This is a genomic window from Novosphingobium kalidii (genome assembly GCF_040534015.1).
GTDB classification, from domain to species: Bacteria; Pseudomonadota; Alphaproteobacteria; order Sphingomonadales; family Sphingomonadaceae; genus Novosphingobium; species Novosphingobium kalidii.
This window is the reverse complement of sequence record NZ_JBEWLY010000013.1, coordinates 572,618-586,183: the sequence shown is the minus strand read 5'-3', so window position 1 is coordinate 586,183 and position 13,566 is coordinate 572,618. Positions and strand designations below refer to the sequence as shown.

Sequence of the window (13,566 nt, the reverse complement as noted above, 5' to 3'; positions counted from 1 at the left end):
CCCAGCCAGGCCGGCCGTCTCCTACTCGCCTGGTCGGTCCGCGCTCACTCCCGATTGGGAACCCAAAGCGGGGACCGTCGCTTTGGTGAGGGCACCGGTAGCCGTCTCGGCATCCCCTTTGCCAAAATCTGTTCCCAATTGCTTTTTTCCAAAATTGCCGCTCGGAGAGGGAGAATGGGAATGATCGTGCTGAACGAGTGGCTGCTTTCGGGGACACGGTTGCCCACCTGAACGTCCGCATGTGGGCGTCGCACGAACCCGCTCCGCGGGAGGGGCGCTTTTTGCGAGGTAAAGCGAGAGCTGGAGCGTAGTATGTGAGTTGAGGGCTGCTGTGTACGGGCAGACCATCGAGGTTCCTTTGACTGGAGGAGCCTTCTCATGAATGACCTCGTACTCGCATCTGCTGTCAGCCCTTTTCGCCAGCGGCTCATTGACGACATGAGCATGCGCCGTTTCTCACGCGAGACGCAGCGTAACTACATCCGAGACGTCGGTCGGTTCGCGACGTTCCTGGGTCGCTCGCCGCACACCGCGACGGCCGAGGACATCCGCCGGTTTCAGCTCGATCAGCAGGAAACCGGAGTGCCGGTGCCGACGATGAATAGCATTGTCGCAGCGCTGCGGTTCTTCTTCACGCACACACTGGATAGGCCAGATTTTGCTCGCAAGCTGGTCCGCACAGCCCATGCTCGCAAGATCCCCGTTGTGCTGAGCCAGGACGAGGTAAAGCGGCTGCTCGATGCTACGACCTGCCTCAAGCACCAGGCGGCGTTGTCGGTCGCTTATGGATCCGGGCTGCGCGTTGCCGAGGTGTCCGCTCTCAAGGTGAGCGACATCGACAGCAAGCGCATGCTGCTGCGCATCGAGCGGGGCAAGGGTGGTCGATACCGCAATGCCATGCTGCCTGAGGGTCTTCTCGTGTTGCTGCGGGAGTGGTGGCGTGCTGGACGGCAACACGGGGTCATGCAGGCAGATGGCTGGCTCTTCCCGGGCCAGAATGCGTCGGTGCCGATCAGCACACGCCAGTTGCACCGCGTCGTCGTGCAGGCAGCCGAGGCCGCCGACATCGTCAAGCGCGTGGGTCCCCATACCTTGCGGCACAGCTTCGCCACCCACTTGCTCGAGGACGGCGTCGACATCCGTGTGATCCAGGCGCTGCTCGGACACGCCAAGCTCAACACCACCGCCTTCTACACGCAGGTGGCGACCAAGACGATGCGAGCTGTAACCAGTCCCCTCGACAAACTGGCGCTGATGTCACCCAGTGGAGCTACGTCCGACGGCTGAGCGGATGCGCACCTCTCTGGAGGTCGCCGACATCTTCCGTGCCGCAGGCCCTGCGTATCGCATCACCCATGCCGGGCACCTGAGCCTGCATCAGCTCAAGATCATGTCGGCCATCGAGCAATGTCGCACGGCTGCAATGGGCGGTCACGTCGAGGCCTGCGAAGACTGCGGGCACTGGCGCGTCGCTTACAACAGCTGTCGCAATCGGCACTGCCCCAAATGCCAGGGAGCGGCGGCACGAGTATGGCTGGCGATGCGCGAGGCCGACCTGCTGCCGGTCGGCTACTTCCACGTCGTCTTCACTCTTCCGGCCGAGGTGGCCACCATCGCGCTTCAGAATAAGGCGGCAGTGTACGATCTGCTGTTCCGCGCCGCTTCGGAGACGATGCAGGTGATCGCGGCCGATCCCACGCATCTGGGCGCACGCATTGGAATCACGCCGGTGCTCCACACCTGGGGCTCGGCGCTGACCCATCACCCACACATCCACATGATCGTACCGGGCGGCGGTATCTCGCTCAAGGGCGAGCGCTGGATCCATTCGCGCCCTGCCTTCCTCCTGCCGGTGCGGGTGCTTGGCGCGCTGTTCCGCCGCCTGTTTCTCACTCGGCTGCTTGCCATGCACGATGCCGGGCAGCTCGCCTTCTTTGGCAGCCTGGCGCCTCTTGCCGAGCGACGCGCCTTCCTGCGTCGCCTCTCACCCGTTCGGAAGAAGCGCTGGGTCGTCTACGCCAAGCCGCCGTTTGCTGGGCCCGAGGCAGTGCTCGCCTATCTCTCGCGCTACACCCATCGGGTCGCCATCTCCAACAGCCGGCTGATCCGCTTTGGCGAAGACGGCGTCACTTTCCGCTACAAGGACTACCGCCGCGACGGCTCCGACCGCCAGCAAGTGATGACCCTGACTGCCGACGAGTTCATTCGCCGCTTCCTGCTGCACAACCTGCCCAAGGGCTTTCACCGCATCCGTCACTACGGCCTGCTCGCCAGCGGCTCTCGCAAGGCCCATCTTGCACGAGCCCGCCAGCTTCTCGCCGTCGCCCCACCTGCTGTCGACGACGCGCCGAACGATCCAGCGGCAGTTGCTCGGCCACCGTGTCCATGCTGCGGCGGCCACATGGTGATCATCGAGATCCTGGAACGTCAGTACCAGCCTCGAGCCCCGCCCATCCTCGCGCCCCTACCCGGAAGACCTGCGTCGTGATCCGGCACGGCTCGCCACCGATAGGGCTTCGAGCGATCGCGCTCCTGCCTACAAGCAGGCTTGCGCCTACCTCGGCGAAAAGCAGACGCCTTCATCCTCAGAGCGGACCGTCCGCATGGCGGCGACCACTCCTGCCCACCAAAATGCAGACCGTCCGCTCTCCAACTCGTCTGCATTTCGGCTCCGATCTCGGACATCCGGACCGGCCCAAAATCTAAAACCCATAGCTCAGTGAATGGGGCCCGCAGGTTCGGGCTCCGACGACTTTCCGACACCTCACGGCGTCCGAAACTCTATACGAATGCCGAACTTCCGCTAACGGACGGCAACCCTGAATAGCTGACCTTCAACAGAGCTGTTATGCGTCCCTATGGGAATCCTGCATCCTTGGATTGCACCGGGGCTCCGGGTGAAAGATAGGCATACTATGTCTCGGCTCGATCCATTCCATGTGATCCTCGCCAACAATCTGGTGCAGAACGTGATCAATTTCACAGTCTGGTTCGCGCTGGTGTTTTGGGCGTTTCTGGAAACGCGTTCGGTAACCGTCACTGGCATGATCGGTGGCATATACTTGGTCTTCACCGCCGGATTCGCGATCTGGTTCGGCAGCCTGGTGGATCACAACCGTAAGAAGCGCATCATGCTGGCCTCCAGCGCGGGATCCTTTGTTCTCTATGCCGCTTCACTCGCGGCTTATTTCTTCGCGCCAAAAGAGGCGCTGGCCCGGGTCGAAGGCGCCACGTTGTGGGGGTTTATACTTCTCGTGATGCTCGCGGTGATCTGCGGCAATATTCGCATGATAGCGCTGCCCACGCTCGTCACCGCGCTGATCGAAGAGGACAAACGCGACAAGGCCAACGGGCTAGTCGGCATGGTGACCGGGATCGGATTCCTGCTGACCTCAGGCATCAGCGGCTTTCTGGTCGCATGGGACGGAATGCGAGGTACGCTGGTGCTGGCGATCGGCTTCACGGCGCTTGTCTTCTTGCACCTGCTTACGGTGCGCGTCAGCGACCCGGAACCGATTTCGTCCGCGCCGGGTGGGCGCAAGGAAGTGGACCTGAGGGGTACGATCCACGTGGTTGCCGCAGTGCCGGGGCTGTTCGCGCTGATCTTCTTCACCACCTTTAACAATTTCCTGGGCGGCGTGTTCATGGCGCTGATGGACGCCTATGGCTTGTCGCTGATGGAAGTTCAGCAATGGGGCCTGCTGTGGGCGCTCGCCTCGTGCGCATTCATTGTCAGCGGGCTCATCATCGCCAGGACGGGTCTGGGTAAGAATCCGCTGCGCACGCTGCTGCTGGTTAACCTGATCGTGTGGACGGTGGCGAGCGTGTTCACCATCCAGTCCTCGATCCTGCTGCTGGCGGTTGGCTGCGTGATCTGGCTGTTCCTCGGGCCCTATGCCGAGGCAGCAGAGCATACTACGCTGCAGAAGGTCGTGCCCTACGAGCGACAGGGACGGGTGTTCGGCTTCGCGCAATCCGTCGAACAATCCGCAGCGCCGCTAACAGCGTTCCTGATCGGCCCGCTGACCCAATTTCTGGCTATACCCTTCATGACCACGGGCGCGGGTGCCGAGGCGATCGGCGGTTGGTACGGAACTGGGCCGGAGCGCGGCATGGCTCTGGTGTTCAGCGTCACCGGCGCACTCGGCGTGGTCATGACCCTGATTGCGTTCAGTTCGCGGCAGTATCGTCAGCTTTCGACGACCTATGCAAGTGCGGCTGAAGAGCGCAGCCCTTCCTCTCTCAACGGAGGCATAATGGGGAGCTTTGCGGCACTCGCGGAAGACGGCGCCGAGCACTCCCAAGGGCCTCCCACCAGGGGAAGCTAGTCTAATCTGCTAAGCCCGAAAGTCAGCGCTGTCGAAGTCGACATTCACTAGCCGGCGGCTCTCGGGTCGGCTGCTGTCGAGCAGCGTTCTGAAGCCAATGGCGTAGTTGCTGCCGTTCGCCACGATCGACGAACTGCGCCGACACTTCTGCCGTTCAAGCGATCGCTCCCGGCAAGTGATACCTGCCGGCTGTTCAGCTCTAGCGCCGAGCTACTCCAATCAGTGCAGTAGAAGATATGGGCAGGAATGCGCTTTCGCCTGCCATCTGCCAAACCTCCGCGATCACTGCGTCCTTCTCGGTCTGATCCAGGCTGATCCAGTCAGGAGACATTCCGAACACAGAGGCCGGCTCGTTCAGCGCTGTCAAGTCCAGCATGTAGTCATGGGTGACGCTTTCGATCCGGGGATCGCGATAGCCGGCCGCGATCAGTTCGCGCGCGAAGTCTGCCGGCTCACTCAGCGCCTTCACGGCTTCGGGCATCGTCATGCCCTCTCGATCGGGGAACAGCTTGCGCCGGATCTGGCCAAGCAGCAGGAAGGTCGCGGCACCGTGCTCCCGCCAGGTGGCGATCACGCCGTGTCCGCCCGGGCGCGTGACCCGCGCCATCTCAGCTAAGCCTTTGCGCCAGTCCGGGAACATGATGACGCCAAATATCGAGAACGCCGCATCGAAGCTGGCGTCTTCCAGCGTCAGCGCCTGACCGTCCATCACGCGCGCCTCGACGTTGAGCATATTCCTCGCCGCGATGCGCGCGATCATCCCGGATGAGAAGTCCGTCGCCAGCACCTTTGCCCCGGTTCGAGCCGCCAGCAAAGCCAGCGCACCGGTGCCGGCCGCAACGTCGAGGACGCGGCAATCGGGCGTCAGCGCCACGCGGGTGAGCGCGGCCTCGGCAAAGCGCTCCGTGAAGGGATGCGCGGTTTTCTCGTAATGCTGGGCCGCGATGTCCCAATGGTTGGGGTTCTCGAATTCAGCCATTCTCGCCATTCCACGAATCACGTAACATTATAAGTATCGTGAATCCGGGCTCTTGCCAATCCATGTTAGCCCGCGAAAGATCGCACCATGCGCAATGACAGCCGACTATCGCGAATGCTCCACGTGCTCCTGCACATGGCGCGGTACGATGGCCCGATGACCTCTGACGAGATCGCACGCATGTTGAGCACCAACGCCGTTGTGGTGCGCCGAACGATGGCGGGCTTGCGGGAGGCGGGCTACGTGCGATCGGAAAAGGGGCACGGTGGCGGCTGGGTGATCGTGGCCGATCTCGAAGTCGTGTCGCTGCTCGACATCCATCGAGCGGTGGGCGGACCACGTCTTTTCACGATCGGCAACGAGCACCCGAATGCCGACTGCGCGGTCGAACGGGTGGTAAACGAAGCGCTGGAAAGCGCGCTCAACGAGGCAGAGGCGATGTTGGTCTCGAGGCTGGGGACACTCAGTCTCGCAGAATTGGCAAGACGCTTCGATGCGCGTTGCAGTTCCGGTTTTTAGCGGTCTGTTGCCGCCGACAGAGCAGTCTTCGTTTAGCTCCCCAGATTGCCCTCCCGAAAGCGGCGGTACGTTCAAGCATAAACATCGGGTAACAAGCAGCGGGTATCGGGGGGTACCAGGGCACGCTCAGTTGCGGTGATTGGTGACTCTCTGCTGATCATGTTTCGGCGTGTCAGATGGTTTTTCTGCCGAAGTGACGCGCTTCCTGTTGTTCAGCCGTGTGTAAGGAGGGCTAGAAGAAGCTGTTCATCATGCGGATGTTCCTGCCCCTCGTGGCGCTATGTGTCGGATGTTCGCCGGCTGATCCGGAACAGAGTGATGCGAAGCCCGGGCCGGTGCCCGCTTTTTCAACGCGGACCGAAGCTCCCTCGCCCAACTACGCTACATTGCTCGGCCAACCGGCGGCGGGTGGCAAGGGAGAAACATGGGAAGCCACTTCGTCTCCCCCGCCCGACGCAAAGGCAATCGGCGACTTGTGGATCGCGCGGCTGCAAGAACACGGAGCGCTCCTCGGCTATGGGCTCGCCGGCAAGACGGCCGACGAGGCAGTCGAGATGATCGACACGGGTCTGACCGAACAGGAGTTCAAAGACTGGGTAACGGAAAATGAGTGGCGGGTGCCCCGTCATATACGCTGGAGCTTTGTACCGGAGATGAGCCTTCCTCCGGTGAGTCAGGCAGCACAAGTTGCAATCCGCGTGTGGCCCGCCTCCAGAACGCGAACTGGGATTCAGCTCCAGGCCCTTTTCCACGGCAAGGTCGTGTTGCGAGACGGTTGCTTTTTTGTTGGTTTCGACGGCAAGCCTGCCGACAAGCTGGCGTGGTTTCATTCGGAAATAGGTCTTGGCGTCGATCCGGCCGGCTATTTCATCCTGCGGGACAGGATCAGCGGCAGAACGCTGGCTCGTCTGGGCGAGGATATGAGCTGGGGCGGCCCCGCGAGCGCGAATATTGACAGGAAAACCAAGCAGGCCCTGCAGGATGCCTGCGGCCCCGGCGAGATCTATATCGTGGGCTCACCCGAAGCGCGTGAGCGGTTCCTGACACAGTATCCGCATCTACGCGAGCCGATGCTCTCCCCACCTCGACCATCAACCAAAAGCTGAGAAGCCTGATCGAACACCTCGGGAGTTCGGCGTGAGGCGTGGTTCGATGGAAAACCAAAGGCGGTTTTCGCCGACATTGCCGACGTTCGGGCCCTCCCCGACACTCCCTGGAAGCGGCCGATCGTTCATTCGAACGCCGATGTCAGATAACTTGTCGATAGACGGCAATGGAAATGCTTTGGCTGAAATGTATGATCCGAGCGAGAAACTCGCGCCAAGCTGCCGCGGCCCGTTCTACGTATTTGGACGTTCCTCATCTCTGATATCGGAGAGTGGTCCAGTAGAATGCAAGGCGCGATGGCGCAATGTTAGGTCAAAGGTTGCGCGTGAATGGGGGCTAACTCAGAAGTCGAAAATGAGCCTGCTGTTTGGAACGAGGGGAAGGTCCGGGACACGCTCGCTCGATTGTCAGCCGCAGATCTCAACGCGGAACTCCGAGCCGTGGGGCTCGACGATATAGTATTCGACGCGCTGTGCACGGTGTTGCGCGACAGCGAATCCGTCATCTTCCGATATCCGGCCAAGCAGAAGGAGGCCAAGCGCGATGCCCTTTTCGACATGGTCATGCAGCTTGTGTCTGATGTGCGCGGCCCCGACGACGAAGAGCGCATCAAGGAGATCCGGCGAACCATTGAGATAGCTGAGAATGGATATCGCGAGATTCTGTCCAGCTTGGCCAGAGCCACAATCTCGAAGCTCCCGCCAACCCGCCAATTATGGGCGGCGGTGACGCGCGCCGCGGCCGAGCTGGATCAGGTGCGGCAGACGGCAGTCTATAAGACCGGCTCGACCTTGGGCACCTCTGTCCAGGGGCAGACATCGAGCGGCATGTCGACCGACGTCGACGGTGCCGCCTTTATTTATAGCGCCTTCGTCACCATCCTGATTGGGATGCTGGCCCGAACCAATGGTTGGGCCAAGCCAGATGGTCGCATCATTCTTCCCGATATGATCGCGGTCGATGATGCTGATCTGGCTGCTGCTGCGGACATCGTCGACCTGGGTGTGTCATGGTACCGTTGGGTCACGGCGGAGACGCGGGCGCGGCTCTGGGCCGGCCGGCTTGAGGAACGCGACGCTAGGCTGGAGGACCAGGTCCCGCCTCAGGCGAAGCACCTGCGGTTGCATCATCCCAGCTATGCCGATCTTCCGGACTGGATCGCGCATCAGCGCCTCGCGGACGTCGCCGCGCAGAGCTTTGGCGATACGATGATGGAAAGTTCGGTCGGTGACCTCGTCATGGATGCCGATGGGATCGTGCCGCTGCCGCCCGGCGGGTTCCTTTCGCTAATGGAGGCGAGCAGCGCCGGCTTGCTGTTCGACTTCATCGCTCTCGATCCGCTCGACACCAATAGCTATCACGGCTGCACGCTGCTGGAGTGGGTCCGCGGATATGCGCTGCTGGGCAGCCTCGCCACCGAGACGATCGCGGAAGGCACCTCGGCCGTCGAGCGCGGCTTCCTCAGTCTCACGCCCGATAATCTTGCCGCTCACCTCTCTCGCGTCGGTCTTAGTGAGGCATCAGCCAAAGCCTTCATCGCCAACGCGACTATGCACATCGACACCGACGATCTTTTCGACTGCCCGTTGCTAGAGTGTGCGGACGGATCGCTGATTCTGCTGACGGGTGCAGCGGCCGATTGCGATCCTGCGCGCATCGCGCTGTCGAATCTCACCCGTCTGGAAGAAGAGTTCAAAGCGAAGGGCAAGGCGTTCGAACGCAGCGTGCTTGAATTTTTTAAGGAGAAAGGCTTCGACGCCTACTCGATCGACACGAAGCGGGATGGCGAGCCGTATGAGCTCGATGTGCTGGTGCCCTGGGATGACCATCTGTTCGTTTTCGAGTGCAAGAACCGCGGTCCATCCAATCTGAAACCGCGGCTAGCCTACAATCAGGCGCGCGACCGGACGAAGTTCCGGAAGCAGCTGCAACGCCAGATCGACGGGCTGCTTCGCCACCCCGACATGTCGATCGCCGTCTCCGGGATCGATCCGCGCGAGAAGACTATCGTCCCAGTCGTTTTGTATTCCTTGCCCGTCGCCGATGACGGCGCCGACGAGGGCATCTGTGTCACCGACTGGTCCTCGCTCACGCGCTTCTTCCGTGAGCGCTATGTCCACATCAAAAACTATCATCAGATCGAGCCTGGCAAGCGCGTCCTCCACCGCATCGCCATCCATGATCTATGGAAAGGCGATGAGCCGACGCCCAAGCGCTTCGCTGAAGAACTAGGCTATCCGTTCCAGTCCAGGCTGATGATGGCCAGGTGCGAGGGCTTCCCCTCCTTCATGCGCTTCTCCGACGACACATTCGGCGTCACGGTCGAATGGAGCGCCGGCGAAATGGACATGCAGAGGCTGAGCGACTTTTTTGGATTCGATCCCGCCAGCGTCACCAAGCTTCGAAAGGAAGCGACCAAGGCGGTGAGGCAGGTCCGCAAGAAGCGGGAGAAACGGGTCCGGAAGAAGCGCCGCTGACGCTCGGAGCGCCCAATTCTTTCTCTCGAGCCCGTCCTCTTCCGTCCTGGCCATAGGAGGCAGCAGCCGCCGACTCTACAGAAGTTGGAAGTAGGTCCGCGCCAGCCGACATCCCGGACATTCCTACCCCTGGATTGGCTACCCGCAAGCGTCCGTTCGCTCATCTGCACTACGAGCACCGGGGGGCGGCCGTTAGACGTCTGTCGGCATTCGGGCATGCTTCGCACGACGGCATACATTCCAGCACTCCCAGGCCCACACGCGCGTAGTTGGTTTCGTCGACAAAGGTAACGCGGCAGCGCGGGACGATTCAGAGTGATCCTGGAATACCAAAATCGCCAGTTGCTTTGATCGAGGTTTGGAATAACTATCGCATCCTAAGTGACGGTAGTACGCGTGCGCGGGGGGCAGATGCGACAGCTACGACGCGGACGTGAATCGAACAGAATTCGTCCATAATGGAGGGATCTGGATCACCATTTTCTGCGGCCGAACAAGGGCTCGGCTATATATTCCAGCCGCGATTTGCGTTGCTCAAGATTTTAGAGCTTCCTGAAAGCAGCGCGGTCTTCCTTGAGAAGGAAGACGATGTCGAGTTCGTTTCCGAGAATGGCCTCCGATCGCTTGGCTCCCTCAAACATAAGGCGGGTGGTGACAAGCTGACCAATCTGTCGACCGATTTCTGGAAATCAGTTCGGATATGGTTGTCATATTATCGCAAGACCGGGTGCATCGCATCCGACGGCCGGTTCCTGCTCTTCACGACGGCCCAACTCGGCGAAGGCACCTTCCTTACCCTGTTCACCGAAAGCGCGCGCGGCAACAATGATCGGGTAGAACAAGCGCAGGCGGCGCTCGCCACAAGCACATCTGAATTGATCGGCAAGGTAAGCAAAGAGCTCGAACAGTTAAGCGAAGACGAGCTGAACGATTTCTACAATCGGATCACTATCATCGAAGCGACGCCCCGTATCACCGACCTACCAGCGTTGATCAACCTCCACCTGCGCACCATCCGGCGGGAGTCCCGCACAGCCGTGTTCGAGCGCCTCGAAGGCTGGTGGATGGATCTCACCATCAAGATGCTGGCCGGCGAACGCAAGGAGCCTGTCCATGGCTATGAAGTCTCTGACAAACTGTCCGCGATCGCCGAGGAATATCGCGCTGACAATTTGCCCATCACTTTCCGAGGGCGCTGGCCCGACGGTCAGATCGACGTCGCCAACGATCCCCGGCTGTTCGTCGAGCAGCTCCGTGTCCTCGACCTATCGGCGACCCGCATCCGCAATGCCATCATCGACTATTATCGCGCCTTCGAGCAGCGCTCAAGCTGGGCGCGGGAAAGTCTGCTGATTTCCGGCGAGATCGAGGACTATGAGGATCTGCTGGTCGATGAGTGGACTCGCTATCGCGAAATCGTCTTCGAGCGGTTGAACGACACCAGCGACGAGGACGCCCACCTCGTAGCCGGAAAAGAACTCTACCGCTGGGCAGAGATGGAGACGATGACACTGCGCGTCCGAGAGCGGGTCACTGAGCCCTATGTGGTGCGCGGCGCCTTCCACATACTCGCCAACGCGAGCCCGCGGCCAAGAGTCTATTGGCATCCCCGCTTTTTGGAGCGCCTTCAACATCTGCTCGGGATCGCTGCATGAAGCGATGGGATGAACGACCGGTTGAAATTCGCAATCTCTTCAACCCTGGCTTTTGCGGCCTCATCCTGATGCGCGCGCTGTGTGGTTATGAGGAGGAGGACGAACGCGGCATGCCTTTCTCGCTGATGCTACTGGTGCTGCCGCTTTGCCTCCACAAGCGCTCGCGCGAGATACTACAAGCAGGCAATCGCAGCTATCTGCTGAAGCTCGTCGCAATCCATCCCGAACTGCTCGTCGGCTTCGCGCGCCGCACCAGCGATCTGCTACCCTATGCCTTCGAGGCCCTGGGCTTCCTGATGCAAATGGGCCTGTTCACGGTCGACGCGCAAGGACGGCTGAAGGCGGTGCCGGACGGTATCCGCAAGTCGGTCACCGGCACCGCCGAGACGGTCTCTTGCCAGCGCGTCGCGCGCTTTGTTGGTAAGGAATTCGCCCGCGTCGGCGATCGGAGCACTCTCTACATGACGATGGGCGTTAGGCCGTGAAAATCAGATCAATCCACATCTACAGCCATGACGGCCGTCGGCGCGACCTGTCATTCCATGACGGTCTCAACGTTATCACGGGGCGCTCGTCGACGGGCAAGTCGGCGCTTTCAGACATCATCGAATATTGCATGGGGCGATCGACCTTCAACATTCCCGAAGGTATTATCCAGGAGCGCGTCTCCTGGTATGCGGTATTTTATACGTTTGAAGGCGAGGAGGTGCTCGTTGCGAAGCCTGCGCCGGGACCGGGGCGCAGCAGTTGCAGCCTCGCCATGGTGCGCCGTGGGGCCAATGTTACCGTTCCCGACTTCGACGATCTCACGGTCAACGACGATGACGAGGGTGTAGTGAGCCTTTTGTCGCGGCGGCTCGGTATTCCAGAAAACACAACCGACGTACCGATAGACAATAGCCGGGAGAGCTATGACGCCAATATCAAGCACACCTATTTCTATCTATTCCAAAAGCAGACCATCATCGCCAATAAGGATCAGCTCTTCTACCGCCAGAATGAGCAGTTTCAGCCGCAGACGATTAAGGACACGTTGCCCATCTTGCTTGGTGTGTCTTCGCGAGATCGGTTCAGCCTGGAATCCCGATTGCGTGCCGCCCAGCGTGAGCTGCGCCTAAACACCAAGTTGCTGGAGGAAGCTAAATCCGCAATCGACACCTCGGAGGAGCGCGCGATCGGGCTCCAGTCTGAGGCGCGTGCGGTTGGTATCCTGCCGGCCAGCTCTGCGGCGGACGCAAAGATCGTCGATCGGTTGCGGGAAGCGTTGACTTGGAAACCGACGTCGGTCCCCGAGGACGATGGCGGCCGCATAACGGGAATCGAGAATGAGCTGGTGACGCTGAGAGAGCAGCGTCGCGAAATCCAGCGTCGTCTCGATGCGGCCGAACAATACGCGAGACGCGCCGATGGCTTTCAGACAGAGGTGGTAGAGCAGCATGACCGGCTGACCTCAATTAAGGCGTTGCCGATCAACAAGGCGACCGGCGAGTGGCAATGGCCGTTCGCGGAGGCGAACCTCGCTTTGGGAAGCCCGATCGCGCAGCTGTTGCTCGCCGATCTGGAATCGCTCGATCGCGAGATGAACGCAGTAGTCGGCGAGCGCCCGCAGCTCGATGCTTATCTGGACGAGCAGCGACGTGAACTTCAGACGATCGGCGAGCAAATCCGGGCCAAGGAGGTTGAATTATCGAGCGCTATCGCGACGAGCGAAGTGATCGTGCAGTTGGGCAATCGCAATAACGCTGCTTCACGCGTCGTCGGCCGGATCAGCCTATTTCTCGAGGGTCTGCTGCCCGAAACTGAGCTTGCGCGGCTCGAAAAGGAGCAGCGCCGCTTGAAGGCGCGAGTGGCCGATCTCGAACAGCGCATCGGCGCGGACGATTCGGGCGCCCGGCTTGCGTCGACTATGAACAATATCTCGATGCATATGTCCGGCTACATTGCGGCGCTCGGTGGTGAGTTCAGCCAATACCCGGCGCGGCTTGACCTGCACAATCTGACGGTAGCGCTCGATCGGCCTGGCCGTCCAATCTTCATGCAGCGGACCGGGGGTGGCGAGAACCATCTTGCTTATCATCTGGCGGCTCTGCTGGCGCTTCATCGCTTCGCGGCAAGCCAGAAGCAGCCTCTCCCACGATTCTTGCTGATCGATCAGCCCACCCAGGTCTATTTCCCGTCGGAAGCCTCTTACGAGGCAGCCGGCGGCTCGATCGAAAAGACCGAGCAGGACGCCGATCTCGAGGCAGTGCGGCGGCTGTTTGAACTACTCGATAGATTCGCACGTGAGGACGCACCTGGTTTCCAGATTATCGTCACAGAGCACGCAAATCTGCGCAATCCTTGGTTTCAGGAAGCCCTAATTGAGCACCCTTGGACCAAGCCACCCGCGCTGGTACCGGAAGATTGGCCGGATCTCGCAGAGCTCGCTGACTGAGCCCGGCTTCAAGCAGCCTTTCACGAGCGCCATCGCTGAGGATAGTTTCTGCCGCAACTGAGGGTCG

General features: G+C 60.7%; 10 protein-coding genes. 9 read left to right on the top strand and 1 reads right to left on the bottom strand.

Features of this window, described 5'->3' with window-relative positions; genetic code table 11:
• Positions 1-378: 378 nt before the first annotated feature.
• The 3 genes from ABVV53_RS09575 (at position 379) to ABVV53_RS09565 (ending at position 4,328) form a co-directional block, all read left to right on the top strand.
• A complete protein-coding gene (locus tag ABVV53_RS09575) occupies positions 379-1,287 on the top strand; it encodes a tyrosine-type recombinase/integrase (protein ID WP_353984147.1) in 909 nt (302 codons plus the stop codon).
• Between the two features lie 4 nt (positions 1,288-1,291).
• Positions 1,292-2,488, top strand: coding sequence for an IS91 family transposase (locus ABVV53_RS09570; protein ID WP_353984146.1), 1,197 nt, complete (start codon positions 1,292-1,294; stop codon positions 2,486-2,488).
• Between the two features lie 427 nt (positions 2,489-2,915).
• The gene (locus tag ABVV53_RS09565) at positions 2,916-4,328 is read left to right on the top strand and encodes an MFS transporter (RefSeq protein WP_353984145.1); all 1,413 of its coding nucleotides are present in this window, start codon (positions 2,916-2,918) and stop codon (positions 4,326-4,328) included.
• Between the two features lie 199 nt (positions 4,329-4,527).
• On the opposite strand, the gene ABVV53_RS09560 is transcribed toward ABVV53_RS09565, so the two are convergent.
• Positions 4,528-5,307: a class I SAM-dependent methyltransferase gene (locus ABVV53_RS09560; protein WP_353984144.1), complete on the bottom strand. Its 780-nt coding sequence runs from the start codon at positions 5,305-5,307 to the stop codon at positions 4,528-4,530.
• Between the two features lie 87 nt (positions 5,308-5,394).
• Between ABVV53_RS09560 and ABVV53_RS09555 the strand changes: the two genes are divergently transcribed.
• The 6 genes from ABVV53_RS09555 (at position 5,395) to ABVV53_RS09530 (ending at position 13,499) form a co-directional block, all read left to right on the top strand.
• The gene (locus tag ABVV53_RS09555) at positions 5,395-5,826 is read left to right on the top strand and encodes an Rrf2 family transcriptional regulator (protein WP_353984143.1); all 432 of its coding nucleotides are present in this window, start codon (positions 5,395-5,397) and stop codon (positions 5,824-5,826) included.
• A 251-nt stretch (positions 5,827-6,077) separates the two neighbouring features.
• Positions 6,078-6,932 (top strand): hypothetical protein, encoded by an 855-nt coding sequence (locus tag ABVV53_RS09550; protein WP_353984142.1) that lies wholly within the window; start codon positions 6,078-6,080, stop codon positions 6,930-6,932.
• 330 nt (positions 6,933-7,262) lie between these two features.
• A complete protein-coding gene (locus tag ABVV53_RS09545) occupies positions 7,263-9,410 on the top strand; it encodes a hypothetical protein (RefSeq protein WP_353984141.1) in 2,148 nt (715 codons plus the stop codon).
• 530 nt (positions 9,411-9,940) lie between these two features.
• A complete protein-coding gene (locus ABVV53_RS09540) occupies positions 9,941-11,065 on the top strand; it encodes an ABC-three component system protein (protein ID WP_353984140.1) in 1,125 nt (374 codons plus the stop codon).
• The gene (locus ABVV53_RS09535; protein WP_353984139.1) at positions 11,062-11,550 is read left to right on the top strand and encodes a three component ABC system middle component; all 489 of its coding nucleotides are present in this window, start codon (positions 11,062-11,064) and stop codon (positions 11,548-11,550) included. The genes ABVV53_RS09540 and ABVV53_RS09535 overlap by 4 nt, the downstream gene beginning before the upstream one ends.
• Positions 11,547-13,499 (top strand): DUF3732 domain-containing protein, encoded by a 1,953-nt coding sequence (locus tag ABVV53_RS09530; protein WP_353984138.1) that lies wholly within the window; start codon positions 11,547-11,549, stop codon positions 13,497-13,499. Before ABVV53_RS09535 ends, ABVV53_RS09530 begins: the two co-directional genes overlap by 4 nt.
• Positions 13,500-13,566: the final 67 nt, after the last annotated feature.